The organism is Cognataquiflexum nitidum, assembly GCF_022538055.1.
Classification (GTDB): Bacteria; Bacteroidota; Bacteroidia; order Cytophagales; family Cyclobacteriaceae; genus Cognataquiflexum; species Cognataquiflexum nitidum.
On record NZ_JAKZAM010000025.1, the window covers coordinates 25,954 to 51,683 of the forward strand.

Genomic DNA, 25,730 nt, shown 5'->3' on the forward strand with positions numbered 1-25,730 from the left:
GATCGTATTTCTACTTTATTTCAAAATATTTGCTTTTCGAGCTCTTTTCAGGAATTAAGGACTTGATCGCCTCTGCTGCCTCGATCGGTCTATCTGTGGCAAGGATATCCGCTCCGTCTTTGACAAAATCAACATACAACTGATCACCTCTTGCAACAGCACTTTTGTCAAGGTTTCCCAATACACCCAAAATCGTAAAAACCCCCATTTCATGCAACTTGGTGTTGAACTCGGGACTTCTTTCGGAAGTGCCTGTAAAAGCTATCCATTGCTCCACAGGTATACCGGATTCCTCAAATCTCTTTAATTCTTCCTCATTGCGGATGGTGACTGAAAGCATCAGATCAGGATGAAGACTATGAACTTTCTTAGCAGCGTCCACACTGTATGTGATTACCGCGGCGTAAGCTTCCGCCTGATATTTTTTGATGGCTTCCACGACCATTTCAAACGGAACTTCACGCTTGATATCCACCGTGAACAACACCTTTCCTTTGCCCCAAATCAAAGCCTCTTCTAAAGTAGGTACCTGAAAATCTGTTTCTTTTCCTTCATTGTCAACCAGCTTCAGTTTCCTGATTTCCTCAAAAGTATGGTCAATGACTTTTCCTGAACCATTGGTCGTCCTATCCAAAGTATTGTCGTGCATCAAAACCAAAACAGAATCTTTGGAAAGTGCCACGTCAAATTCAATGATGGAAGGGGTATGTTCGATGACGTTTTGGAATGTCTCAAGGGCATTTTCAGGAAAACCGGGATAAGGTCCACCGCGGTGCGCGCTGACCAATGGAATCCGGTCCGAAGTCCAAGAGTAAAACTCTTTGGCTTCTTTTGTCGATTCTACGCCAATCCGGAATTCAGTAGGTTTTGGATTTGTATTGGTATTTCCCGGTTTGGAAGTATTACAGGAAAAAAGAATCAATCCCAGCAATACAATTCTGAATATGTTTTTGAATTTACTCATCGTTTTTATCTTTTTTGAACCAAAAATCAAGGCTGCTTTTTCTTTTCTCAAATAGGTTTTCCATATCCTGCAATTCCAGGTTAAGGGCTTGGTTGGAAATAAATATCTCTATTAAAGATATCCCTAAAGAAACGAGCAACGTCAGCATACTGGCAATAAACACATAATCGGCGGCAGGCTGAATTTCCCTAAAGATGAGATACATACATATCACGCAGAGAAAGAAACTCAAAACCCCGCACAGCTGCATGTATTTGATCATGCTGAGACGGCGCTTGAGGTTGTGAATCTGTTCAATGATAATTTCCTGATCGGGGTTTTCCAGAAATTTTTTATGAAGTCCCCTAATCAAACTCGCAACGGCCAAAAACCTATTGGTAAAAGCGAGCATCATCAGGGTAATCGCCGAAAAAAGAAGGGCAGGTGTGGATATTTTGAGTTCCATGGTTGGTTCAATTTAAATAAGATTTGGGATAAAAAACAAAAACCCGGAAAGACTTCCGGGCTTCGTTTGTTCTTAAAAAGCAATCTGAATCAAAGGTGGATCACTTCACCATAAGCCTGTGCAGCGGCTTCCATGATGGCTTCAGACATCGTTGGATGCGGGTGGACCGTCTTGATCAAATCCATACCCGTAGTCTCCAATTTGCGGATGGCGACAATTTCAGCGATCATTTCTGTCACATTGGCTCCGATCATATGTGCGCCAAGAAGCTCTCCGTATTTGGCATCAAATACCAATTTCACAAACCCGTCTTTTGCTCCTGCAGCGGAAGCTTTTCCTGAGGCAGAGAAGGGGAACTTGCCGACTTTCACTTCATAGCCTGCTTCTTTTGCTTTGGCTTCGGTATACCCGACAGAGGCAATCTCAGGAATACAATAAGTACATCCGGGGATATTGTTATAATCAAGCGGTTCAGGATGGTGGTTGGCGATTTTTTCTACGCAAATGATTCCCTCGGCAGAAGCCACGTGTGCCAAAGCAGGGCCTGTGGTCACATCACCGATGGCATAGTAACCCGGCATATTGGTCTTGTAGAATTCGTCAACTTTGATTTTTCCTCTTTCCACCAATATCCCAACATCCTCCAATCCTATATTTTCAACATTGGACACTACTCCGACAGCGGACAGCACCACGTCACATTCGATGACTGTTTCTGCTCCTTTTTTATCCTTGACGGTCACCTTGCATCCTTTGCCTTTGGTGTCCACCGCAGTCACCTCTGTGGAGGTCATGATTTTGATGCCGTTTTTCTTATATATTTTTTCCAATGCTTTGGATACTTCCTCATCTTCATTGGGCACAATCCTGTCCAAAAACTCCACGATCGTCACCTCAGTGCCTATAGAACTGTAGACGTAAGCAAACTCAACGCCTATCGCACCGGAACCTACGACAACCATTTTAGCAGGTTTCTTTTCCAAGACCATTGCCTTGCGGTAACCGATGATTTTATCGTTGTCAATCTTCACTGCGGGAAGTTCTCTTGCACGGCCGCCTGTCGCGATGATGATATGGTCTGCAGCATAGACGGTTTTTTTACCTTCGCTGTCCGAGACTTCGATTTTTTTGCCGGGCTGGATTTTGCCCCAACCTAAAATCTGGTCTATTTTATTTTTCTTAAGCAAAAACTGAACTCCTTTGGACATTCCGGCTGCCACATCACGGCTTCTTTTGATCATGTTTGGAAAATCCACTTCCGCACCATTTACCTTGATACCATAATCTTCAGAATGGCTGATGTATTCGAATACCTGCGCACTTTTAATCAAAGCTTTGGTAGGAATACAACCCCAGTTCAGACATATACCACCTAACTCGGCGGCTTCCACTATGGCAGTTTTCAGACCCAACTGAGAAGCGCGGATCGCCGCAACATACCCACCCGGACCGGAACCCAAAACAATCACATCATATTTTGTTGAAGACATATTCTTACTGGTTAATATTAAAATAAGCTTCGCAAAAATAGGGCTTTTAGGCAGAGAAAAAAATCGAAAATAGACATGATTTGCATCACGCAGAGCCGCAGAGAAAAATAAAAGGAGGTTAAATATGAGTGTAACCCACATTCAATTAGTCGACTAAGTTGGGCAAAGGACGCTGAACTTTGCAAAATAATAAGCTAATTTTTGGATGTCAGGAAAAGCAAAGACAATATGAAAGAAAATGAGATATCAAGAGAAGTCGTAGATGCCTGTTACAAAATCCACAGCCAATTGGGTCCGGGGCTTTATGAAAGTGTCTATGAGAATATCCTTTTTTATGAATTGGTCAAAAAAGGACTGAAAGTCCAAAAAGAAATACCAATTGATGTGATATGGGATGGATTGGTTTTTGAACAAGGCTTTAGAGCGGATTTAATTGTAGAAGAAAAAGTTTTGGTGGAGTTAAAATCTGTGGAAGAAATCTCCAAAAAGCATTATAAACAAGTTTTGACCTACTTGAAATTGACAAATCTGAAACTTGGCTTATTGATTAATTTCAATGAAAACTTGATCAAAGATGGGATCCGAAGAATAGTGAACGGATTGGAAGATCAATAACCACAAACTTGAAAATGGAAAACCGATTTTGAATATTACATCCTAATGTTAATAATTCCTTTCTTTTCTCTTTTTGCGTCTCCACGTCTCTGCGTGAGCAACCCATTAAGACAAATTTTTCTTATTTTTGGGTTTTTAACAGAAACCAACCAAAGAAAATAACATGGGATTATTAAGCGGAAAAACAGCTCTGATCACCGGGGCATCCAAAGGAATCGGCAAAGCGATAGCAGTAAGATTCGCCCAAGAAGGTGCCAATGTGGCCTTCACTTACCTATCAAGTGTAGAAAAAGGACAGGCTCTTGAGGCAGAACTGACAGCCTTTGGGATCAAAGCAAAAGGGTACCGTTCGGATGCCTCTGACTTCAAAGCTGCCGAGGAACTTGTTAACGGCGTGGTGGCGGAATTCGGCAGTTTGGACATCTTGGTCAACAATGCCGGTATCACACGTGACAATCTCCTGATGAGAATGACTGAGGAAGCTTGGGATGAAGTCATCGGAGTCAACCTCAAATCCTGCTTTAATACCGTCAAAGCCGCAACGCGTCCAATGATGAAAGCCAAGTCAGGTTCCATCATCAACATCACCTCCGTCGTCGGCATCAAAGGCAATGCCGGACAAGCCAATTATGCCGCCTCCAAATCCGGGATTATCGGTTTTACCAAATCTGTAGCTTTAGAATTGGGATCAAGAAATATCAGGGCAAATGCCGTGGCTCCGGGATTTATCGAAACTGAAATGACAGCGGTATTGGATGAGAAAACTGTCCAGGGCTGGAGAGACGGTATTCCGATGAAGCGGGGAGGCCAACCGGAAGAAGTTGCCAATGCATGCGTTTTCCTAGCTTCGGATATGAGTTCGTATATCTCAGGACAAGTCATCCAAGTAGATGGAGCGATGCTAACTTGAGAAGCGAGAGACAAGAAGCGAGAGGCGAGAAACTAGAAAATTTTAGAATTTAGAATGTTCAAAAGCCCTGGTCGGAATATCCCGGTTAGGGTTTTTTGATTTTGCTGAGATCCAATCTGTAGAACTCGTATTGGTCTTCATTGGGCTGTTCGGGTTTATTGATAAATAATCTCCCTCCTGTCAAAAACCAGTTTTCCAAATCCAATTCACCTTCAAAGTCAAAGAAATATTCTCCAAAGGGTTCCCAATCTCCGGAGTAAAAGGACAATACATAATGTTTGGTTCTTTCAAATTTGGTTTCCCCTTCCCCCGATTCATGGGTTTTAGAAGCTCTTACGAATAAATCATTGGATGAATCGTAAAGCAGGAAAATATGGGATGAGGCCTCTTTAGGGGCCGCAAAAACCGTAAATCCTTCACCCCAAGGAGTTTCCTTTCCGGGGATGTAGGTAAAGTTAACCTTTGTTTCTGGGATGATTTCTTCTTCAAGGATTAAATTATTTAACTTGTAGACAGCATCAGAGTAGGGCCAGGAAAAATAATAATAACCTCTTTTTGTGTCTAAAACACCGATCAAATTCGTTGCAAATCCATCTCCTTTAAAAAATTCATATCCTGATGGTATTTTAAAATCAGAGTGTCTTACCTCACCGGTTTTGAGATTGATTTGGGTAAACCAGTTTTTGAATTCAACAGGAAAATCTGCTTTCCCTAGGCCTGAACTGATATCGAAGTAGGTTTTAGCGGGATTTTGGTTTATCTGAAGCCAGGTTTCACCTGATATGAGGATACCATTTCCATTCATGAAGTTATCAAAATCAATTACCTGCTCGTCTAAAATCGAGTCTATACCAATCTCTTTGGTTTTCTGACCCAAAATATCATAAAAACCCAACCTCCCAGTTCTCCCAAACAATAAAATAGTGTTCATGTCACGCACCAGTATCTTTCCTCCCATTCCACCTTTAATAGATTGGGGCCCTTCATAGGGTATTTTTATTTGCTGTGTTTTTTTTGAGGTCCGGATATCATAAAACTTAATTTCTAATCCACTATTGTCTAACAGGCCCGAAGCCAAAATTACCACATCATCATGATCGGGAATGGTTTTCAAATATTGGATATTAGGGGTTTCTGTATCTTTATAAAAAATCCAATCCTCTACAGCCAATTCCTCAAGCTTCCCAACATATATTTCATCAGAAGCCTTTTCTTCACAGGAAAACAGGGTAATAGAAACAAACAAAAACAGAATTTGGGAAAAGGGACTTTTGAGCATAATCCGAAAATAACAGATTAGTCGATAAATCTGGTTATTGTATACTATGATTTAATCCCAAAAAGTAATTTTAATTTGGATTGTATCTCATTTTGTTAAAAAATAAAAAAAATTCTAATCATGAAATGGCCTTCCGTGTTTGGTTGTGTAAATATCCTCTTCGGGTTCAGACAAAAAATCAAAAGAAGGGTTTTTGGAAAGTGCTTTTAACCAAGATTTTTCATCAATATCCTCGTCCTCAACCAAAATCAAATCCCTCACCTCTTTATTTGAAAAATGAAGCTTTTCAGAAATCAATAAATTCCCGTTTTCGTCTGTTTTGGCTTTGATTTCTATGGCTTTCATTAGGATTCGGTTCTAAAAATATAATTAAATATACCCTAAAAATTATTTGTCTTGCCTTTTTCAAAGAAAATCAAAAGGCCTAAAAAAAATATTTCCCCCTTGCATGCAACTTTTTAAATCAAAGAAAGTATATTGCATTGATATCATTTTAATATCATAACAATATGGAAAAAATAACTAAACCTGTTTCCGGCTACTTGATGGTTTTGGTGGTCATTGCACTGATTCCGGCCACAGCATTTTCATTTATCAATGAATGGCATCTTTTGGGGGTGATCCTTGGATTTGCCTTTATCATGATTACTCCTGGGTTTTTTACTTTACAACCCAACATGGCCATGGTGCTCGTCCTCTTCGGTGCTTATAAAGGCACGGTGAAGGACACCGGTTTCTTTTGGGTTAACCCATTTATGACCAAAAAGAAAATCTCTCTCCGTGTCAGAAACTTTGAGAACAAGCCGCTGAAAGTGAACGACAAAATAGGCAACCCGGTCATGGTCGGCACGATCGTGGTCTGGCAGGTTGAGAATACCTTCAAGGCCTCCTTTGAAGTGGAGGATTATGAAAACTTCGTTCATTTACAGACCGATGCCGCGGTCCGGAAAATGGCGGGACTTTATCCTTACGATGATTTTGAGCACCAACATGCAGAAATCACACTCCGGTCAGGTGTAGAGGAAGTGAACCATTCCCTTGAAGCTGAAATATCGGACAGGCTGAAATCCGCCGGGATCAAAGTCATTGAGGCAAGGATTTCCCATCTCGCTTATGCTTCCGAAATCGCCTCCGCCATGCTACAGAGACAACAGGCCACAGCCATCGTCGCTGCAAGAAGGATGATCGTGGACGGCGCCGTGGGAATGGTCGAAATGGCCTTGGAAGACCTCAAAATCAAAGGCATCATCGATTTTGAAGAATCCAAAAAAGCAGCCATGGTCAGCAACCTGATGGTGGTACTATGCTCGGACAGAAGTGCGAGCCCGGTTTTGAATGTAGGGACTTTGAACCAATAGAAAATGGTAGTAAATGAGACACAAAGTTTCCGGGGAAGTATCATCATGTTTGGAATGATCATGCTCGAAATCCCGACTCTAGTACTTTTGATTGTACTTTGGCAAAAAGGAAAATTGGGAGAGGATGGCTTGCCTGCAGTTTTGTTTGTTGGAGCAATCATTGTGGTCACTTTTCTTTTTCTGATGAGCATCAAGTTGGAATTGAGAATGGACGATAAGTCCATTTCATTCCGAAATCCTCCCCTGAAAAACAAATGGCAAAAAATCCCTTTTAATGAAATCGATTCGATCCAAGTCAAAAAAATGGACGGCCTTTTGGAATATGGGGGTATAGGTGTCAGGTATTCAAGAAGTGTAAAGGCATATATCTTCTTTTCAGATCATGTAGTGGAGGTGAAGCTTCCTAAAAAAAAGCTGGTATTCAGCACTCGGAAACACCATGAAATCAAGGAAATGGTTGCTGTCTGGAATGAAAACGGATTTGTAAACGAGAATTAAAATGAAAGATTACTCTTTTAAAGAAACTCAAAAATTCAATCAGTTGTGGATTTGGATACCGTTGGTCCTTATAGCAGGAATCGTTTTTTTTAGCCCTTACGGTTTAGAAGAAGTAAAATATATTGATTTACTTATCCCCATGGGAATCATTGGTCTTGTGTTTGCATTGTTTCTTTCCATGGTACTCAAAACTACTATAGATACCAATTCTTTGGCCTTTAGCTATTTCCCCTTTATCCGCAAAAGAAAATACAATTTTAAGGAAATAGAATCCATGGAATTGAAGAAATACAATTCTCCTTGGGAGTACGGAGGATGGGGTATCAGGTACAATTTTGATTCTTGGGCATACAATACCGGTGGAAAATTTGGTATCCTAGTGAAGACCAAAGACAAAAAATTCCTTCTTGGTACCCATAAACCTGAAGAGGCAAAAATAGCAATTGGGGTGTTTGAAGAGTACAAATCCAGAAACCATGGCAGCTAAGAAACCTTTTGCTTTACGTATCGATGAGAATCTCTTGAAAGCTGTAGAAAAGTGGGCGGATGATGAGTTTCGAAGTGCCAACGGACAGCTGGAATGGATCATTCATGAAGCACTGAAAAAGTCAGGAAGACTTCCTTCCCCAATAAAAAAAGACCCGGAATCTGAATAGATCCGGGTCTTTTTCTTAATCCGCATCCGGATTATAAAGCAACTGCCTGAATTCAAAATCATATAATGTCAGCTGACGCATTTCATAAAATGCGGTCCAGTAATCCCTCAAAGATTGAATATAAGCCCTTCTGTTTTGGTCTTTTTCCTGCTGTGCGATATTCAGGTCAGTGATGGTCACATTTCCGTTTTGGTACCTTCTCAAAGAAATCTCATAACGTTTGTCGGCTACCTCATCAGAAAGTTCAGTGATTTTCAGTCTATCGCGCAGCATAGCAAAATTCTTTACTTTGGTAAAAATCTCCTGCTCAAAATTGATGATGTCCTGTTCGACGGTGTATTCCACCAATTGCTTATTTGCCTGTGCCTGACCCATCCTTGCTTTATTCCTGCCCCAATCCAGGATCGGGATAGAAAATCCAAGATTGACCAAGGTCTGTCTATTGGGATCCACATAAATATCTCCCCAAGTCAGACCTGCATTGTTGAGACCATAGCTCGCATTTAGGAGGACATTGAATCGCTCTCCCCTCGCTTGCGCCACACCTGATTCCGCCTCCAGTTTTCTTCTATCAAAACCCATGGCATCCGCCCTGTTGAGAAATGCAAATTCAATGGCTTCCTCCACCTTGATATCGATTGGAACAATAACATTAGGGGGTATCAAGGTCAATTCGGCTGTCTCATTAAGGCCAATATAAGATTTGAGCCTAAGGTTATTGGCTTCCAAATCCAATTGTGCCTGGGCTAGATCCTGCCTTGCCTGAAGGACTTGCAACTCCACCTGAAGTAATTTATCTTCATAAGTAGTTCCTATATTGTACCTACCCTGCTCGATTTTGAGAATTTCCTGCGTATTGACAAGGTTTTTAGTGGCGATCTCGAGATTAACCTGTGATACCAAAAAATCGAAAAATAAGGTAGTTACCGTCATTCCTATCTGTTCCATTTCCTCCACATATCCTCTCTTGCTTTCTTCAAAAATCAACGGTTCAATTTTCCTGTCCCATTTCAAAGGATTGAAGGCAAAAATAGGCTGCCTCAACCGGACGTTTACCGGAACTCCACTCCATTGGGTCTGTGAAGAGGTGACCGGAGCCAAAAAATTATCGAATCTGTTGGTTGATGAATTGATGGAAATATTCCCACCGGTAGCGGCTATTTGCTGCTCAATACCCAATTCCAGGTCCATGAAGTTTTGTCTTACTTCCCTGAATTCGATGGTACCGTCAGGTTGTGTCACATTGTTGAATGCCTGTGAGAATCCGGGAATCGTTCCGCTTAGTCTCAGCTGTGGATTGTAATTGGATTGGTAAAAACGATAATTCCAATACCTGTTTTCTTTTCGCGTTTGTGCGCGAAGGGCTGCCGGAGACCTCGCCTTTGCCCTTGCTACCATGTCCTCGAGGGTGAAAGTAATTCTTTCTTGAGAAAAAGATTGGATGGGGACAACAACCAACCAAACAAATAATACACTCCAATAATACTGTTTACTCATACCTTAAAGAAGTTATAGGGTCCTGCATTGCTGCTTTTCTTGCCGGAGCGATTCCAAAAACCAACCCGACTGTCGCTGCGACGCCAAAAGAAAGAAATATGGAGGGAAGGGTAATGATGGTCGGAAAATCTCCAAAAGTAGACACCAAATGGGCCAAAAGCACACCCAATGCAACTCCTATAATCCCTCCTGTGATACTGATCATGATGGCTTCAAACAGAAACTGATTGACAATATCGGATTTTTTTGCACCTAACGAAAGCCTTAATCCTATTTCTTTAATCCTTTCCATGACTGAGGCCAACATGATGTTCATAATTCCTATCCCTCCGACCAAAAGTGATATCCCTGCAATGGCCCCGAGGACAATGTTAAAGATGTTTTGGGTGCGCTGCTGTTGTTTGAGCAAGAGCTCAGGAATCGTAATCTCAAAGTCTACCACCATCATATGCCTTCTCTCCAAAAGCTTGGAAATCACCTCGGCAGTAGGATTGAGGGATTCGCTTTCCTCTACCTGCACCACTATTTTGTCAATCTGATGGTAATTGGGGTCAACGAAAAGGGAAGCTGATTCTTGGTTCATCACACCTGCTCCTGTCACCAAATCCCTGTTTTTGAACCTGATCAGCATCGTTTGGATAGGCACATAAACGTCCATGTTGAAATCCCGGATACCCAATTTGGAAATGCTCTGCTCTGAGACCAACCGCTCTTCCATCACTCCGATGACTTCAAGCCATTGGTTTCCGCTTTTGATCATCTTTCCTATTGGGTTTTCCTTTGAAAAAAATTTGGTCTGAACCGACCTCCCAATGATACAAACAGGAGCCCCGAGGAGAAGATTGGATTCGGTAAACATTTTTCCTTCCCGCAATTTGAAATCCAAGACTTCAAAATAGGCAGGAGTGACGCCTACCAACTTGGCCGAGCGCCTGATTCCACTTTTGACCAGGTTAGTTTCCAATACGATTTCAGGGCTGATTTTTTTGATTCCGGGAATGGTCTTCATGATGGATTCGACATCGGAGAGTTTCAGTCCGGGCGAAAACTTTCCCCTTTCCTCTTCTAAGTCTGATTCTTCGGCCAGATTTTCCTCAATTTGATTGACCACAGGGGTAATGACAATATTGTTGACACCGACCAGCCTGATTTGCTCGAGGATTTCCTGTTGGGCGCCGTTGCCGATGGCAAGCATCGCAATCACAGCCGCAACTCCAAAAATTATCCCCAAAGCTGTCAGCAAAGACCTTAATTTATTGGCAAGGACCGCTTCTAAGGCGATGTGGAAATTGGCCTTCAATCTTTCATTTCGGTCGAAAAGAATATTCATAAATGTATCTTAATTATTGACAGGCCTGACTTGATACCCGGTTCTCATAGAGGAATCCGGTACGGAAATTGGCACCTCGATTTTGAGGTTCCTTTTGCCATTTAATTCTGCCAATAAACTGATACTTGTGTTTTGGGACCATTCGGGGGTAGAAAGGAATACATCCTGCCCTTCTTCCAATCCCATTTCGATAATCACATCGTTGGAATTGGCCAGGCCGAGTTTTACTTCCTGCTTTCTGCCGTTTTTGAGGTAGACATAATTAATGCTGTCACTTTCTACATTGATGGCCTCCAATGGCACGTAGACCACATCACTTTTTTCCTCTATCAAAATGGAATTGCTGGTAGTCATTGCGGGACGAAGGAGGTCGTCACTTTCATTGACCCTTACCAAAACTTCAAAAACTTTGGCATCCGAATTTGGCCTTTGTTGTCCCACATTAGCGACCTGAATGACCTTCCCTGTCAATGTTTTGTCGGGAAAAGCATCCAAACCGATTACCACAGATTGGCCTACTTTGATTTTTCTGATATCCACTTCATTGATGTACGTGATGCTTTGCATCGTGCTGAGATCGGGAAGTGTGGCTACCACAGGGTCCCAGGAACTGATCTGTGAGCCTTCTTTTACTTTTCCGCCCCTTCCCTGACGGTATATCACCATGCCGTTTTGTGGCGCGAGTACGGTGAATTTTTCCAAAGCTTCCTGCATTTGGGAAACTTCCAACTCCGCTTCTCTCAACCTTGCAGACACCTCAACCATCCTCGCTTTTTCCTGCAGGGATTTGATCCTATACCTTTCTTTGGCCTGTTGTAGGTCTCTGATGGCTTTTTGGTAGTTGTACTCATTTTGCTTGATGATGGCCGGCGGTTCATATTGGGACTGATCCAATACCAATTTTTTGGCTCCAACTTCATAATCCAAGTTGATCAGGTTATCCCTTTCGAGTCTGAGGACCAAGGAGGTGTCCAACTGTGTCTGTTCGTAGGCGGCCCTAGTCTGTTCCAAGTCCAGGCGCCTGTCCTCCAATCTTCCAAAAAGTTCTGTTTTGTCAAGGGCGGCAATGAAATCTCCCTTCTTGACGACAGTACCCTCATCGACCATGGTTTCGATCGTGAAGTTCCCGATCCGATATCTCCTTGCCTCGATGGGTCCAAGGATTTCTATAGAATTCAAGGCCTGCAATTCGCCTGAAGAAGTGATTTCTACTTTAAACTGCCCTTTTTTAACTTCTGTCAATATTTCGAAGTTACCCTCATTACTTGAGTAAAAAAAAATTCGGTATATGACAATCAGAGCTGCAAGTACCCCAAGTCCTGTATAAATATACTTTCTTTGCATGACTGGACAGTTATTTTGGTGTAGTCAAAGTTAGCCATAAATGAGTGCAACATCAGCCCAATAAGCATGTTATAAAACCATTAAAGTAATTTATAATTTATCCTGAGTGCAGGAAACGGAAAACCGAAAAATTGAAATGGAATTGATAAATTGCGCGCTCATTGGGGTTTTTACCTCCCCAAAAACCGACCAAACCCTGATATGAAGTCATTGATCAGTTTTATTATCCGATACATCCCAAGGAAATATTTGCAGCTTGTTTCCCATTTTTTCCTGCGGATAATGGCGGTCTTTTATCAGGGAAATCAGGTGACGTGCAATGTCTGTGACCATTCTTTCCGGAAATTTTTGCCGTATGGAAGAAAGGGACGTGACAACGCCCTTTGCCCAAACTGCCTTGCTTTGGAAAGGCATAGGCTGATGTGGTTGTTTTTGCAGCAGGAGACGAACTTCTTTACGGATAAACTCAAAGTACTTCATATCGCTCCTGAGCTTTGCTTTATCGACCGGATGGAAGCCATGAAAAACCTGGAGTACATCACCGCTGATATCGAGTCTCCTTTAGCCAAAGTCAAAATGGATGTCCATCAGATCCCATTTGAGGCCAATACTTTTGATGTTGTATTCTGTAACCATGTCATGGAACATGTCGACGACGATATCCTCGCATGCAGCGAAATCAACCGCGTGCTCAAACCAAACGGTTGGGGAATCATCCAATCCCCGGTCTACGACATACCCAAGACCATAGAGGACAAAACCATCACCGATGCCGCCGAGCGCGAAAGACTCTTCGGCCAAAGGGACCACGTCCGCAAATATGGGCATGACTACGCCAAGCGCCTCAGCCTATCAGGACTCGATGTCCAAGAAAACCTATTTGTCAAAACCCTTGATCCCGCTGTAGTCTTGAAAAATGCTTTGCCTGAGAATGAGGTGATTTTTTATTGTAAAAAGGGAGTAAAGGATGAAGGGTGAGGGAGGAAGGATGAAAAAAAATGATTGTTGAGGGATTATGGCCTAGTTTTGAATAATAAAGCTAGCCTTCTCTTTCAAAAAATCAATGCAGGAATTGAATCCAAAGATCCTTGATATAAAAAGGTTAGCCCAAAACGATACGATTTGATACGATTGGAATCGGTTATGATACGAAAAATGTTATTTCTTGCCCATTTGGAATTACGCCAATCAGGACTCGAAGTCCGAGAAAACCTATTTGTCAAAACCCTTGATCCCGCTGTAGTCTTGAAAAATGCTTTGCCTGAGAATGAGGTGATTTTTTATTGTAAAAAAGGGAGAATAAAAGAATGAAAAATTAAGAATGAAGAAGGGGGATTCAAAAAAAGGGGTAAAAATCCTTTGATCATACGGGATTCAGCTTGAAGACCTCGGGCATTCGCAGACGTTCCTTTCAAGTATACCATTAACTTCTAAAAGACATTTCATTTGTAGTTAGTCGGTACCGCCCGCTGTATCCAAGGTAATGTTAGAGTGCCTTATTCCTTTTGCCCCTTTAAAGGAAGGTTAATCCAATTCTTTTATTCAAACCTTGTTCGAAAATCCGGATCAAGGTTGACAATTGGATATTTCCTTTTCCATTTTCAAGTTTTGAGATATAACTTTTCTTTGTCCCTGCCTTTTCCGCCAATTGCTCCTGGGTAAGGTTTGCTTCCTTTCTTGCATCTTTAAGCATTTCGCTTATGATGAACATCTGGGCATTTTCTTCATACTTGTTTCTGCTCTCACTTCCGACTTTGCCGTGTTCCAGTTCAATCAGTTCATCAAATGTTTTGACTTTGCTATAATCCTTCATAATCTTATTTCTTTGATTGAAAATATTCCTTCATTAACCTTCCTGCTTTCTCTATTTCATTCTTTGGGGTCTTTTGACTCTTTTTTTGAAAACCGTTGAAGAGCACGACTAACCTTCCTTCATCAAAGCAGCAGAAAATTCTATAAATGTTTGATTGGCATTCCACTCTAACTTCAAACAAGCTCTCAGTTCCTTCCAGATGTTTGAGAAACTTCTCTGGCACCCTTTCCACTTGCTTGATCATCTCAAAAACATATTGAATCTTACTCTTTACCTTTTCATCTTGATTTTGGTAAAATTCAATAAAGTGGTTTTCATAAAAAATTATCTTCCTTACCATATTTACAAAGTTATCTCAAAAGATAACATTTTCCAAAAATGTGGGGAGTTCTTTTAATCCACTCTAACTTTTGGAGGGTTTAAAAAGTTTGAGATTTCGGAGACGAAAACTGTGTGCTAACACTGAACTGACCTTGAATCATAAAACCCCTGTTGCCTATAGGTAATTTAGGAACCGAAGATTATTAATCTTCCTTTTTTAATTCATTCAACATCGATACAAAATTATCTGGTGGATAAAATTGTAATTTATTGTCAAGAAAATTGTAAGGTAAATTAATCAATTGGTTGTCCTTGTACCAATAAAGCCTGTCACTTATTGAACCTGGGCCTTCATTATTCATCCCTTTGATTATAGGAATTAAGGAGTTAATAGCTTTAGCAACCTCCAAATTTTCAATTGGATAAATAATTACAGCATGTCTATGAGGCACACCAATCAATGCACCGTGTTTTCCGATATATTTTTTTAAGTCTTTCTTATCAAGTAAAATATTTGATGCAAAGACATTATCACTTTGTATTAACCATATTTTATAATCCTTCATATCCTGTTGCGAAATTTCAAGTGGATAATTGGATTTGATATTTTTGAAACCTATATCAAACAATTCTTTTGTCTGCCTGTTCCACGCGGTTACATTTTCAGGTTTAATGCTTGTTACTGTATGCGGTAAATCAAAAACAAGTAGTTCAACAATTTCATCTGTAAGCTCTTTGTAAACCGTATTTTCTTTTCCAACTGCCTCAATATATTCTTTATGGTAAAGTCTCACTCCAATATATTTTTGAATTTGTTCGAAATCCTTAATTTTTTTATTAAAGTCAGTCTGAAATTCATTGGCTTCAATCATTCTATTGAAATGGTCTGAAACAATCTCTTTCCATACATTTCTATTTTCCTGTTTACAAATCTGTGCAAGATTAACTAATCCAAGATTGTTTAATCCAAAGTCCCCATTCTCCACAATTACAACTCCATCGTTTATTGAAATTTCAAAGTTCTTTTGTTTGAAATATTCTTCAATTATGTCAATAAAAAAGTTATATTCCTTTTTGTCGAAAAACTTCGCCCAAACAGGGACAGTTCTGTTCTGTCCCTTACATGATGAAAATAATGAAATAATAATTATCAAGAAGTATTTAATTTTCATTGTTCTAGCCTTGTCTTTTTTTTTCCTGCAGCTAACGTTTTGCTTCACGAAATCATTGCAATATGTATGGTATATGGAATACAAACAGCAACAGTTGCAGAAATATTTGAATCATCTAAACATAAAACTAATACCCTAAAAATCCAACCAGCTTTCCTGACTATTTGTGTGTAAAAAATTAATTGGATTTTATCCCTTAAAAACCTTCCTCACCCATTCAGTAATCAACCCAGCGCCGTAGCTACTCAGCTGCCCAAAAGCGGTAAAAACAGAAAGGAATCCTACCCAAGGTGATTTGTTTATGAAAGTAGAATGAACGAAAACAGCTAAAATCCATAGCCCATAAACCAAGAACCCTGCTGTCAAGAAAACCGAGAAGGCGGGAATCCAATAACCAATAACCATCAACCCAATAACCATTATCCATCCAAGTAAAAAAACCGCAGGCATCAGATGTACCAATTTCACCGCATCCCGATGGTAACGGCTGACATTAATTCGGTTTTGGCCAAAGGAATAACTCTGTCTGAAAAAGCTCTGCCAAGTGTTTTTTCTTTTGTGGTATACAAGAGCTTCCTCCACCAATTCCAACCTGAAACCCATTTTTTTGAGCCGCATACTCAGCTCGATATCCTCGCCCCTGTTTGGGTCGACAAAACCTTTGGTCACTTCAAATGCCTTTTTGGATAAACCCATATTGAATCCACGTGCTTGGTACTTCGATGGATCTTTTAATTTTCCCCGGATTCCTCCCGTAGTTAATAGGGAGGTCATACTGTAGTTGATAGCTTTTTGGAAGTTGGAAAAACCCTCCTCAGCAGCATCAGGACCGCCATGGGCATCGAGCTTCCGGGTTTTGATGGCTTTATCCAAAACCTCAAAATATTGAGAAGGAATGATGCAATCGGAATCAAAAAGCACAAAATAATCGCCTTTGGCCAGATTCATCCCGAAGTTCCGTGCAAAGCCTTGGGCAATATTTTCAATCCAAAAATAACGTACTTGGAGTTCTTCTTTGAAGGATTCTACGACAAGCTTGCAGGGATTATCAGATCCATCATCCACGATAATCACCTCAAAGTCAGTAAAAGTCTGTGTAGTCAGACTCTGAAGCAATTCCCTGATTTCATCGGGACGGTTGTACACCGGTATGATTACCGAAAAAACCATCAATCCTTGAAATTCAGTTCGGAGTCAATGTTGTAATCGGATTTTCGACTGCTGTTGGAGGTCATCATCTCTGCGAGAAATCCCGTCAAAAACAACTGAACACCCACAATCAATGCCACCAATGCCAAAAAGAACAAAGGCTGCGCGGTGATTTCCCTTACCGCTCGGCCTTGATAAAGTCCATAAATTTTTTGAAAGATAAGCCAGGAAGTAATGAAAAAACCCGCCAAAAAGGAGACCGAGCCCAAGGTTCCAAAGAAATGCATGGGCCGCTTTTTGTACCTGTTGACAAAAGAAACGGAAATCAGGTCGAGGAAACCGTTCAGGAATCTTTCCCAACCAAATTTGGTATAGCCGTATTTCCTTGGCCGGTGTTCGACGGTTTTTTCACCGATTTTGGAAAAGCCTGCCCATTTTCCGATCAAGGGAATGTAGCGGTGCATTTCACCATAGAGGTGGATATTTTTGACGACTTTCCTGTCGTAGGCCTTCAGTCCACAGTTGAAATCATGAAGTTTGATGCCCGAAATCACCCGGGTCACCCAATTAAAAAATCTTGACGGTATCGTCTTGCTGATGGGGTCATGTCTTGTCTTTTTCCACCCGGAAACAATATCAAATCCACCATTGACGATCATGTCGTACAGCTCAGGAATCTCATCGGGACTGTCCTGCAAGTCAGCATCCAAAGTAATGACCACTTCTCCCTCAGCCCTGCTGAAGCCCATGTCCAACGCCGCAGATTTGCCATAATTCCTACCGAAACTGATACCTTTTACAAAGGGATTGAGGTTGGCGAGTTTTTGGATTTCCTTCCATGAACCATCATTGCTGCCATCATTGACAAATATGATTTCATAGGAAAAACCATGGCCTTCCATGACCCGGCATATCCAGTTATGTAATTCGGCAAGAGATTCCTGCTCATTGTAAACAGGTATAACGACTGAGATTTGAGTCATTTTGGTTTTACGAAAATCAAATTGGTAAAGGAATCCACTTATTCTTTTTTGGTTTTCCTTTAAATAACCCTAAGCCATTGGAATTAATATCCAATGGCTTAGGGGATCAGTATCAATAATCCAGAGACTTGTCTCTTTTCTTCAATATTGCTCCAAGGATCAGTGCGATAATGGCATAGGCAATCAACAGAAATCCAAAAGCCTTCACTTGACCCAAAACAGTATAGCCTCCTTCAAGGCTGGTACGGATATCATCAATCTGCTCAGAAGTCATGGCATCTGCAGCACCAAACCTCTCCAACATGGCCATTTGGGTTTCCATCTGACTTTCTATCAACACGCCCGGAAGTGCCGGATCAACAACATTATAAAGCAACAGACTGCCAAGCATACTGATTATCCCGGAAACGACCATGGCTACGAATGCAAAATTAAAAGCAGTTCCGAAGGTCATAAATCCACCGATAGAGGCTCTGTATTGACCGCCAAAATAGATGATCAGTCCAAAATACAATACCAAAATCCCGATGCCTACATACCACGCCACCAAAAAGGTGGGATCGATAAAGTAAAGGATGTAAGTAATTACAACTGAAATGATACCCAATATCAAACCTGAATTGAGTCCTGCTTTGAATGGTGATTCTTGATTTTCCATAGAGTTAAAATTTTGTTCTCCTTAAAATTATAGAAATAATGATTGTAAAGAATAATCCAGGAAGGATTTTCCATATAAAATCATTCAAAGCGATGTCCAAAGCGGTCAAAGCCTGTATTTTTTCATAAGTAAAGTCAAAGGATTCCTGTCCCAACTGCCCTACGATCAGGTCTTTGTTGGTGTCCATCACAGCGACTTTTGTAGCTTTGATTTCCTGAAAAAACTCCGGACTCAAAAACAAAACCAGCCATATCCCCAAACCTGCGATTAGCGCAATCATAGTATAAATCAGAAATCCTATGGTCATCCCATGGGCAAATGAAAGTTCTCCGCTGTTGATATCATTCCTAAAAAACCGGATTCCCAGAAAGAGAAATATCGGGATCAGCACATAGCCAAACAACATGCTGAGGTTGGTGGCATCAAATCCGATCCACTTAAACAATAAAAATGCGAGGACACAAAACACGCCCCCAATCAATCCAAACAGGTAAGTTGATCCGAGATACCGCTTCATCTAGATTTTGACAAAACGGCCTCTGTTGATGACAAATTTTACTTTCCCCTTCAAAGTGCTATTGAACCAAGGCATATTGGCAGAAAGTGATTTATTTGATTTTTGGTCAAAAACCCAGTTTTCCTCAGGGTCAAAAATGGTCAGATCTTCCATTTTGGAAGTATCAAAGCCAAGCACTTTGGCAGGTCCTTCGGTAATTTTGGAGATCAGTAGCGGCCAAGTGAGTTCGCTCGCCAACTTCGCCATTCCCGGCAGAAAAGTCTGCAGGCCTGACATTCCAAATGCCGCCAAATCAAATTCCATAAACTTGGAATCAAAATCCTGCGGATTATGGTTTGACACAATGGCATCTAGTGTCCCATCTTTCAAACCTTCAATCAGGCCATCCCTATCTTCCCTGCCACGGAAAGGAGGCATAACTTTCAGGTTGGTATCGAAAGTGACCATGTCCTCATCAGAGAAAAGCAATTGGTAAAGGGATACATCCGCGGTGACTTTCAAACCGTCTTTTTTGGCCTGTCGGATTTTATCTACAGATCCTTTGCTGCTGATGGTCTGCAGGTGAAGCCTTCCCCCAGCATATTTGAGGATTTCAAGGTTGCGGTACACGGCTACTTCTTCGGATAAATTTGGGATTCCTTTCATCCCCAATCTTGTCGAAGTGACACCCTCATGCATCTGTCCAAAAAGTGATAAATATGGATCATAGGTCTGATCAACCAGTAATCCGTCGAACTTCTGCAAATACTGTAAAATCTTAAGAAAGCGGTCTGGATTGGAAATCGGATGGATCCCGTCACCAAAAACAAAAACACCCTCATTGTTTAAATCCAGAATGTCGGTGAAATCTTCGCCATGGCAATCTTTGGTTGCGGCCGCCATGATGCACAGGTCTGTCAGCCAATTCTTGGTTTTGGACATGACATATTGGATCTCATTTTTTGTTTGGATGGCAGGCTTGGTATTGGGAATCAAGACGGCTTTGGCAAAACCACTTGCGGCCAACAAATCCCCCAAGCTGTCCAAGGACTCGCGGTATTCTTCTCCCGGTTCGCCAGACATACACCTCAAATCAGCCCATCCCCTGGAAGCAAAAAAAGCCGAACAGTCGATGGTTTCTTTGATTTTCAATCCAGAATCACCATTATATTCAACGATTTCAGAACCGGTAAAAATGAAATTTTTTGGGGGATGGATCCTGTGTGAATCAATTAACCTGAGCGATTGGAGCAGTACGGCCATAAAGGTTATTATTTGTGCAAAACTGCAATAATATTCCAAAAAATGAAAGGAAAATTGGATTGAGGATGAGGAATGGTTTCAAAAGGCGGAATGGGAGCATGATTCAAAGACCAAAAAAAACAATTCTTTCCAAAAGGCAAATCTTTAAACTTTGCGTCTTTCATTTTTGCAGTTTTCCCAATAACTCTAACAATCTGTAATTATCAGAATGTGGGAAGAATTGGTCAAACTCGAGGAAATATCCTCCGGGATCAAAACCCACAAATCCTTTGTATTTCCCTTCAGTACCTACTTCAAGGCTATCCTGTCTCAAGGGAAAGGAATTGCTTTTCTTGACATAATCAAACCAACCTGACACATCACCAAGCAAAAAAGACACATTCACGGCTTTGCTATCAGAAAAGGTATGCATGCCACGACGTTCGTCCACGAGGCCGATATAGCCTGTCTCAGATACCTGATAAACTTTGGCCCAACCCTGATCGACGATCAACCGCAGTCCCATGATTTCCTCATAAAACTTCTCCGCCACAAGCATATCTTGGTAATAGGTCCAAGTCACTGCACCATAAAAACCCAATCCCGCTGCCACACCTTCCGAAACGGTCGGTAAGGCAGGGTATTTTCTCATTTGGGGAATCAGCAATTCGTTTTCTTCATGTTGCTTGAACATTTCAAATTCCAGCAGGTAACCTTCCGGATCGATGGCCACAAAACCGTCATGGGCATTGTTTTCTTTGGGTTTGTAAGTGTATTTGATGGGGACATTTTTTCCTTGCAGGTAGGCGTACCATTCAGGAAGTTGGTCAGTCAACAAAGCGATGGCAACAGTCTTTGGCTCGGAAGCTTTATGCATCCCTTTTGATTCATCCACCAAAGTCAGGAAGGCATCATGGGAGATGCGGACTGTGGCCGCAAAACCATAATCTGACACAATTTCCATCCCCAATGTCTGATGATAAAAGTCTTTGGCAGTAGCCAAATCTTTGTAATACAGAAAAACATTGGTTCCCTGAATATCAAAATCAGGCAAAGACCTGAACTCAGTATTTTTGGCCAATAGGGTATTGATATGCTGATTGGGATATCCCAACAATCTCCCGAATCGGCGCGCTTCATCAAAACTGTTTTTGCCTTCGGCAATGGTTTTTTTCAAATCAAGGTAGGCTTCCAAAGCATTTGGCTTGTGAAAAACCAAGACTTCTTTTCCGTCAGCTACGGACTCAGGAAACAGCTTGGTTTTGATCAGTTCAGTTTCTCTAAATACTTCCACGCCATATTTTTCAGCAATCGCTGACGATTCCGCCCAAATGGCATCTATCTCAGCTGATTCCATCGGTTCGCTCAGGGCAATAGGCTTGACGTCCGCAGCGACCATTTCGGCCATGGCAGCCATACCGCCGAGGTGCTTCTGATGGCTGTTTTCTTTTTGTTCCTGACAGGAAGAAAAAATGAAAATGATCAATAAAAATAAGGCTGAGGATTTCATGTTGGATGGATTACTTTGGGTTAGGATTTCTATTTTAGGAGCATCTTAACTTCTTCCTTCAATTTAGGAATATAATTTATTACTATGCTCAATATTAAATCATCAGAAATCTTGTCATAACCGTGTATTATCCGATTTCTGATTGCGATTATTTTTTCAACATTTGACAGTTTGAAATTCTTATCCTTCTTATAAATTCTATTTGCAGCTTCAACTATGATTTCCAGGTCTCTTTCAATAGCCCTTTTCGTTTTGATTTCATTTACATATTTCTCAAATTTTTTAGGCCAATTTTCATAAAAACTTTCAATTTCATTGATAGCTTGAATCCTGTCAAACAACCATGTCTTGATTTCCTTATCCATAAATCAGTCTTTTAGAAGAATCGATATTTTCTCTCAAAAAAGGATTATTGATGGCTTTATTTTCAAGTAGATCTACTTTTCTTTGGAAAAGATTTTCAAGTGATTTTTTAAAATCAAAGTAATTATCTGCATAGTCATATATTTCCACACCTTCAAAATCAACAAGGAAATCAATGTCGCTTGTTTTCCCAAAATGGTCAGCCAAGATGGATCCAAATACAAATAATTTGGACACCATATGCTTATTGCACAATTCCTTAACCTGATCAATATTTTTATCAACAATTGTCATGTTTCAAAATTACAATCTTTTCATTTGAAAAAGGAAATCAAATCAATGACAAAAACGGATCGCATATTTTGGTTATAAACACTTAATCAAAAACTGCTCAGTGCAACAATAAAAAAAATCAAATATTGACTTTCAGTCCAAGTTCAATTTGTCACCAAGATATATTTCTACAAGACTAAAGATCCGCTCTTTGCTCGTTTCGCTAAAATCCAGAAGATCGGGCAAAGGAAGGTTGCCGTTATTGCCGATGGTAGGCCATTTTGGGGGAGAAGAGAGCCAATTACCATGATCGTCCTTCATGTGTCCCCTGTCGGAAATAAATGAGTGGATAAAATCTTCAGATGCGATTGATTTGAATCCGGGAAGGTCATTGCCGTCTTGGTCAGGGTCAGCCACAAAAGTAGCATCCAAATAGTGATTCAATGAAGAAGGAAATTCCAAAGTAGAATCAAAATCATAGATCAATTGGGATTCAGAATTGAATGCCAACAAAATCACATGGTAATCCCACCATACCACTTCATAACCGTTAGGGGATTTTTGGAATCTGAAGGAACAATTTCTGTTGCTGTTGGAGATGATCAACACCTTTTTGGTAAATCCCTCGAGTTCAGGATTTTGGCATAAATGCCAGATGTTTTCCTCACAAAAATTTTCTGAGTACTTGAATTCTTTGATTTTCATTTGCTGCCACAAAAGTAGCATACTTATGCGGGCTTAAGTCAGTAATCCTGATTATGTTTTTATTATGCCTCTTCCACACCTATCGGTACTATTGGATATTAATTGGATATTGTTTTCCCAAACAACGCTGTAACTAATTTAGATTGCTTTTTCCAACAATTCAGAAAGGACCTTGGTATGATATAAAAAATAGTGGATCAAAAATGATCCCAAAAACAATTTACCTCAAATCCAGCCTGATCAGATTTTCGGAGAGAACAAGGTCTTCCTTGGTCCGCTCTTTGCAGATTTCTATCAACTGAAAAATATCCGAATCCAGGTAATCTGTCTTTTTGATCTGAATGTCGTTTTCATCCTTGAAGGAAAACCGTAACCCGCCGGATGAACCATTATGGTCAATTTTGGTCATTCCTGAGATATTGCGATGGGAATTGATGACTCCTCGGAATTTCAATTGGTAACCATCCAATACCAAGGTAATGGGATTGAGGTTTTTGACCAAAAGGAATAAAAAACACTCATAAAGGACGATCAACCAAAAGAGGACCATTGACCATTTTGGTATGGGAACACCAATAAAAAATAATATTGTACCGCCAACTGCAAGGGCCAATGTCCATTTTCTGAAACTCTTTTTTTGCCTCCGCAAAAATAATTCCCCACCAACACCCCTAATCACCAATTTGTAATGCTCTCTTCCATAAAAAATAAACATCAAAATAAGGCAAAAAGACACAAGCCAATGATGGTGACGGACATCAGAGAGTAAAATCACAATGATACAAAGTACCAAAAAGGCTGTAACAATGATTTGTCTTTTTCTCATAACTCAAAATGTGTTGTGGTTTACAAATGAAAAAATCTTGGTCTTTAAGAAATTGTCATCCTTCAAATTAACTGATTCTAGGTAATATTTAAAACCTTATTGGAATGAAAATACCGAAAAAGCAAAAGAAGGAACATTTTTAGGTGTCCCTTCTTTGATTTATGGATTATTTTTTTTTGAATTATTTTATTTTCTATTCCCACTCAATAGTAGCCGGCGGCTTGGAAGAAATGTCATAGACCACGCGGTTGACGCCTTTGACACGGTTGATGATTTCATTGGACATTTTCCCGAGAAACTCATAAGGCAAATGGATCCAATCTGCTGTCATGCCGTCCACAGAACCCACAGCCCGCAGCGCCACGACCTTTTCATAGGTACGCTCATCACCCATGACTCCGACGGATTGGATGGGGAGAAGGATCGCTCCTGCCTGCCATACCTGATTGTACAATCCTGAATCTTTGAGTCCTTGGATGAAAATATAATCCACTTCCTGAAGGGTTTTGACTTTCTCTGCAGTAATATCACCAAGGATCCTGATGGCGAGTCCAGGTCCAGGAAAAGGATGTCTTCCAATGATGGTCTCAGGAATATCCAAAGCCCTGCCTACTTCTCGCACCTCATCTTTGAACAAGGTGTTCAACGGCTCCACTACTGAAAGCTTCATAAAGTCCGGCAAGCCTCCCACATTATGGTGGGATTTGATGGTGGCAGATGGTCCCTTGACGGATACGGACTCGATCACATCGGGATAGATGGTGCCTTGTCCAAGCCATTTGACACCCTCAATCTTGTGTGCCTCGTCATCAAAAACTTCAATAAATGCACGTCCAATTGCTTTTCTTTTGGCTTCAGGATCACTCAATCCCGCCAAGGCATCATAAAAACGTTGCTTGGCATCGACTCCGATGACATTCAGGCCTAGAGTTTTATAGGATTCCAAAACTTCCTCGTATTCATTTTTGCGGAGCAATCCATTGTCTACAAAAACACAGTATAGGTTTTTGCCAATAGCACGGTGGATCAATGTCGCCGCCACAGAAGAATCCACGCCACCGGAAAGGCCCATGACCACATTGTCATTTCCAATTTTGGCTTTCAGTTGGGCGATAGTCGTGTCAATAAAAGTATCAGAAGTCCAATCCTGCGCACATCCACAAATATGCACCACAAAATTTCTCAATAGGTTTTTTCCTTCCAATGAATGGGTTACCTCAGGATGGAATTGGATGCCGTAGGTTTCTTCCCCCTGCACTTTGAAAGCAGCTACTTTTACTGAAGCAGTACTTGCGATGACATCAAATCCACCTGGAAGCGATTTGATGGTGTCACCGTGGGACATCCATACCTGCGAACCATGGGTCATTTCTTTGAGAAGACCATAATGCAGGTCAATGTCATCGAGATTGGCGCGGCCATATTCCCGGATTTCTGAAGGAAGGACTTCTCCTCCGTATTTGTTAGCCAAGAGCTGGGCGCCATAGCAAACTCCCAAAAGCGGTAATTTACCGCGAAGCCTATCAAGGTCTAAATCAGGGGATCCGGCATCTCTGACTGAGCAGGGGCTGCCGGAAAGGATTACTCCTTTGATGTCAGAAGTGATTTCAGGAATTTTATTGAAGGGGTGGATTTCGCAATATACATTGAGTTCCCTCACCCTGCGGGCGATGAGTTGTGTGTATTGGGAACCAAAGTCTAGGATGAGGATTTGTTCTGCCATGCGCAAAGGTACACAGGGCAGGGATATTGGAAAAAGGAAAGGGAAATATTTTCAGAAGATTATTTTGGAAAATGGGCTTGGAAAATTACAAAATTGAAAGATTGGAAAAT

30 protein-coding genes are annotated in these 25,730 nt (G+C 41.0%); 8 read left to right on the forward strand and 22 right to left on the reverse strand.

From position 1 onward, the window contains the following. Positions 1-10 precede the first annotated feature (10 nt). The 3 genes from MMU07_RS15840 to lpdA all read right to left on the reverse strand — a co-directional run bounded on the left by MMU07_RS15840 (position 11) and on the right by lpdA (position 2,899). Complete coding sequence (locus tag MMU07_RS15840) at positions 11-964, reverse strand: glycerophosphodiester phosphodiesterase family protein (protein WP_241127085.1); 954 nt, start codon at positions 962-964, stop codon at positions 11-13. Then, entirely contained in the window at positions 957-1,409 is a 453-nt protein-coding gene (locus MMU07_RS15845; RefSeq protein ID WP_241127086.1) for a DUF2721 domain-containing protein, read from the reverse strand. Before MMU07_RS15845 ends, MMU07_RS15840 begins: the two co-directional genes overlap by 8 nt. A gap of 89 nt (positions 1,410-1,498) precedes the next feature. Beyond that, the gene (lpdA, locus tag MMU07_RS15850) at positions 1,499-2,899 is read right to left on the reverse strand and encodes a dihydrolipoyl dehydrogenase (protein ID WP_241127088.1); all 1,401 of its coding nucleotides are present in this window, start codon (positions 2,897-2,899) and stop codon (positions 1,499-1,501) included. Between the two features lie 228 nt (positions 2,900-3,127). Here lpdA and MMU07_RS15855 point away from each other — a divergent pair, with 228 nt between their 5' ends. After that, the gene (locus MMU07_RS15855; RefSeq protein WP_113925807.1) at positions 3,128-3,514 is read left to right on the forward strand and encodes a GxxExxY protein; all 387 of its coding nucleotides are present in this window, start codon (positions 3,128-3,130) and stop codon (positions 3,512-3,514) included. 163 nt (positions 3,515-3,677) lie between these two features. Further along, a complete protein-coding gene (gene fabG, locus MMU07_RS15860) occupies positions 3,678-4,424 on the forward strand; it encodes a 3-oxoacyl-[acyl-carrier-protein] reductase (RefSeq protein ID WP_241127090.1) in 747 nt (248 codons plus the stop codon). 85 nt (positions 4,425-4,509) lie between these two features. Here fabG and MMU07_RS15865 read toward each other — a convergent pair whose 3' ends face one another. Both MMU07_RS15865 and MMU07_RS15870 read right to left on the reverse strand, forming a co-directional pair. Next, the gene (locus tag MMU07_RS15865; RefSeq protein WP_241127092.1) at positions 4,510-5,703 is read right to left on the reverse strand and encodes a DUF4221 family protein; all 1,194 of its coding nucleotides are present in this window, start codon (positions 5,701-5,703) and stop codon (positions 4,510-4,512) included. 114 nt (positions 5,704-5,817) lie between these two features. After that, positions 5,818-6,048 carry a hypothetical protein gene (locus tag MMU07_RS15870; RefSeq protein ID WP_241127094.1) on the reverse strand — a complete coding sequence of 77 codons (231 nt, stop codon included), beginning with the start codon at positions 6,046-6,048 and terminating at the stop codon, positions 5,818-5,820. A gap of 164 nt (positions 6,049-6,212) precedes the next feature. On the opposite strand from MMU07_RS15870, the gene MMU07_RS15875 reads away from it, so the two are divergent. Genes MMU07_RS15875 through MMU07_RS15890 form a run of 4 tightly spaced genes read left to right on the forward strand, consistent with a single transcriptional unit; the run spans position 6,213 to position 8,215 of the window. Next, a complete protein-coding gene (locus MMU07_RS15875) occupies positions 6,213-7,061 on the forward strand; it encodes an SPFH domain-containing protein (RefSeq protein ID WP_241127096.1) in 849 nt (282 codons plus the stop codon). Between the two features lie 3 nt (positions 7,062-7,064). Then, the gene (locus MMU07_RS15880) at positions 7,065-7,559 is read left to right on the forward strand and encodes a hypothetical protein (protein ID WP_241127098.1); all 495 of its coding nucleotides are present in this window, start codon (positions 7,065-7,067) and stop codon (positions 7,557-7,559) included. Position 7,560: 1 nt separating this feature from the next. Next, positions 7,561-8,046 (forward strand): hypothetical protein, encoded by a 486-nt coding sequence (locus MMU07_RS15885; protein ID WP_241127099.1) that lies wholly within the window; start codon positions 7,561-7,563, stop codon positions 8,044-8,046. Then, a complete protein-coding gene (locus MMU07_RS15890; RefSeq protein WP_241127101.1) occupies positions 8,036-8,215 on the forward strand; it encodes a type II toxin-antitoxin system antitoxin in 180 nt (59 codons plus the stop codon). Before MMU07_RS15885 ends, MMU07_RS15890 begins: the two co-directional genes overlap by 11 nt. Positions 8,216-8,230: 15 nt before the next feature. On the opposite strand, the gene MMU07_RS15895 is transcribed toward MMU07_RS15890, so the two are convergent. From MMU07_RS15895 to MMU07_RS15905, 3 genes are read right to left on the reverse strand one after another with little or no spacing between them, the layout of a single operon-like run. Next, positions 8,231-9,712, reverse strand: coding sequence for a TolC family protein (locus MMU07_RS15895; protein WP_241127103.1), 1,482 nt, complete (start codon positions 9,710-9,712; stop codon positions 8,231-8,233). Then, complete coding sequence (locus MMU07_RS15900) at positions 9,705-11,042, reverse strand: ABC transporter permease (RefSeq protein WP_241127105.1); 1,338 nt, start codon at positions 11,040-11,042, stop codon at positions 9,705-9,707. Before MMU07_RS15900 ends, MMU07_RS15895 begins: the two co-directional genes overlap by 8 nt. 9 nt (positions 11,043-11,051) lie before the next feature. Then, a complete protein-coding gene (locus MMU07_RS15905; protein WP_241127107.1) occupies positions 11,052-12,386 on the reverse strand; it encodes an efflux RND transporter periplasmic adaptor subunit in 1,335 nt (444 codons plus the stop codon). A 201-nt stretch (positions 12,387-12,587) separates the two neighbouring features. Here MMU07_RS15905 and MMU07_RS15910 point away from each other — a divergent pair, with 201 nt between their 5' ends. Beyond that, positions 12,588-13,364 carry a class I SAM-dependent methyltransferase gene (locus MMU07_RS15910; RefSeq protein ID WP_241127109.1) on the forward strand — a complete coding sequence of 259 codons (777 nt, stop codon included), beginning with the start codon at positions 12,588-12,590 and terminating at the stop codon, positions 13,362-13,364. Between the two features lie 177 nt (positions 13,365-13,541). After that, positions 13,542-13,697, forward strand: a complete 156-nt coding sequence (locus MMU07_RS15915) for a hypothetical protein (RefSeq protein ID WP_241127111.1) — start codon at positions 13,542-13,544, stop codon at positions 13,695-13,697. Positions 13,698-13,899: 202 nt separating this feature from the next. Here MMU07_RS15915 and MMU07_RS15920 read toward each other — a convergent pair whose 3' ends face one another. From MMU07_RS15920 to guaA, 14 genes are all read right to left on the reverse strand, one after another. Next, positions 13,900-14,199: a helix-turn-helix domain-containing protein gene (locus tag MMU07_RS15920; protein WP_241127113.1), complete on the reverse strand. Its 300-nt coding sequence runs from the start codon at positions 14,197-14,199 to the stop codon at positions 13,900-13,902. A 4-nt stretch (positions 14,200-14,203) separates the two neighbouring features. Beyond that, positions 14,204-14,539, reverse strand: a complete 336-nt coding sequence (locus MMU07_RS15925) for a type II toxin-antitoxin system RelE/ParE family toxin (RefSeq protein WP_241127114.1) — start codon at positions 14,537-14,539, stop codon at positions 14,204-14,206. A gap of 184 nt (positions 14,540-14,723) precedes the next feature. Then, on the reverse strand, positions 14,724-15,740 hold the full coding sequence (locus tag MMU07_RS15930; RefSeq protein ID WP_241127116.1) for a hypothetical protein: 1,017 nt from the start codon (positions 15,738-15,740) through the stop codon (positions 14,724-14,726). Between the two features lie 141 nt (positions 15,741-15,881). Then, the gene (locus MMU07_RS15935) at positions 15,882-16,862 is read right to left on the reverse strand and encodes a glycosyltransferase family 2 protein (protein ID WP_241127118.1); all 981 of its coding nucleotides are present in this window, start codon (positions 16,860-16,862) and stop codon (positions 15,882-15,884) included. Continuing rightward, positions 16,862-17,824, reverse strand: coding sequence for a glycosyltransferase family 2 protein (locus MMU07_RS15940; RefSeq protein ID WP_241127120.1), 963 nt, complete (start codon positions 17,822-17,824; stop codon positions 16,862-16,864). Before MMU07_RS15940 ends, MMU07_RS15935 begins: the two co-directional genes overlap by 1 nt. A gap of 112 nt (positions 17,825-17,936) precedes the next feature. Next, entirely contained in the window at positions 17,937-18,482 is a 546-nt protein-coding gene (locus MMU07_RS15945; RefSeq protein ID WP_241127122.1) for a DUF4199 domain-containing protein, read from the reverse strand. A 4-nt stretch (positions 18,483-18,486) separates the two neighbouring features. Then, positions 18,487-18,999, reverse strand: coding sequence for a DUF4199 domain-containing protein (locus MMU07_RS15950; protein ID WP_241127124.1), 513 nt, complete (start codon positions 18,997-18,999; stop codon positions 18,487-18,489). Then, positions 19,000-20,241, reverse strand: a complete 1,242-nt coding sequence (locus tag MMU07_RS15955; RefSeq protein ID WP_241127125.1) for a dihydroorotase — start codon at positions 20,239-20,241, stop codon at positions 19,000-19,002. A 160-nt stretch (positions 20,242-20,401) separates the two neighbouring features. Then, the gene (locus MMU07_RS15960; protein WP_241127127.1) at positions 20,402-21,730 is read right to left on the reverse strand and encodes a VOC family protein; all 1,329 of its coding nucleotides are present in this window, start codon (positions 21,728-21,730) and stop codon (positions 20,402-20,404) included. Positions 21,731-21,759: 29 nt separating this feature from the next. Next, positions 21,760-22,095, reverse strand: coding sequence for a HepT-like ribonuclease domain-containing protein (locus MMU07_RS15965; RefSeq protein ID WP_241127129.1), 336 nt, complete (start codon positions 22,093-22,095; stop codon positions 21,760-21,762). Beyond that, positions 22,088-22,387 (reverse strand): nucleotidyltransferase family protein, encoded by a 300-nt coding sequence (locus MMU07_RS15970; protein WP_241127131.1) that lies wholly within the window; start codon positions 22,385-22,387, stop codon positions 22,088-22,090. Before MMU07_RS15970 ends, MMU07_RS15965 begins: the two co-directional genes overlap by 8 nt. Positions 22,388-22,519: 132 nt before the next feature. Further along, entirely contained in the window at positions 22,520-23,092 is a 573-nt protein-coding gene (locus tag MMU07_RS15975; RefSeq protein WP_241127133.1) for a protein N-terminal glutamine amidohydrolase, read from the reverse strand. Positions 23,093-23,291: 199 nt separating this feature from the next. Next, on the reverse strand, positions 23,292-23,897 hold the full coding sequence (locus MMU07_RS15980; protein WP_241127135.1) for a hypothetical protein: 606 nt from the start codon (positions 23,895-23,897) through the stop codon (positions 23,292-23,294). Positions 23,898-24,090: 193 nt separating this feature from the next. Continuing rightward, positions 24,091-25,620, reverse strand: a complete 1,530-nt coding sequence (gene guaA / locus MMU07_RS15985; protein WP_241127136.1) for a glutamine-hydrolyzing GMP synthase — start codon at positions 25,618-25,620, stop codon at positions 24,091-24,093. Between the last annotated feature and the right edge of the window lie 110 nt (positions 25,621-25,730).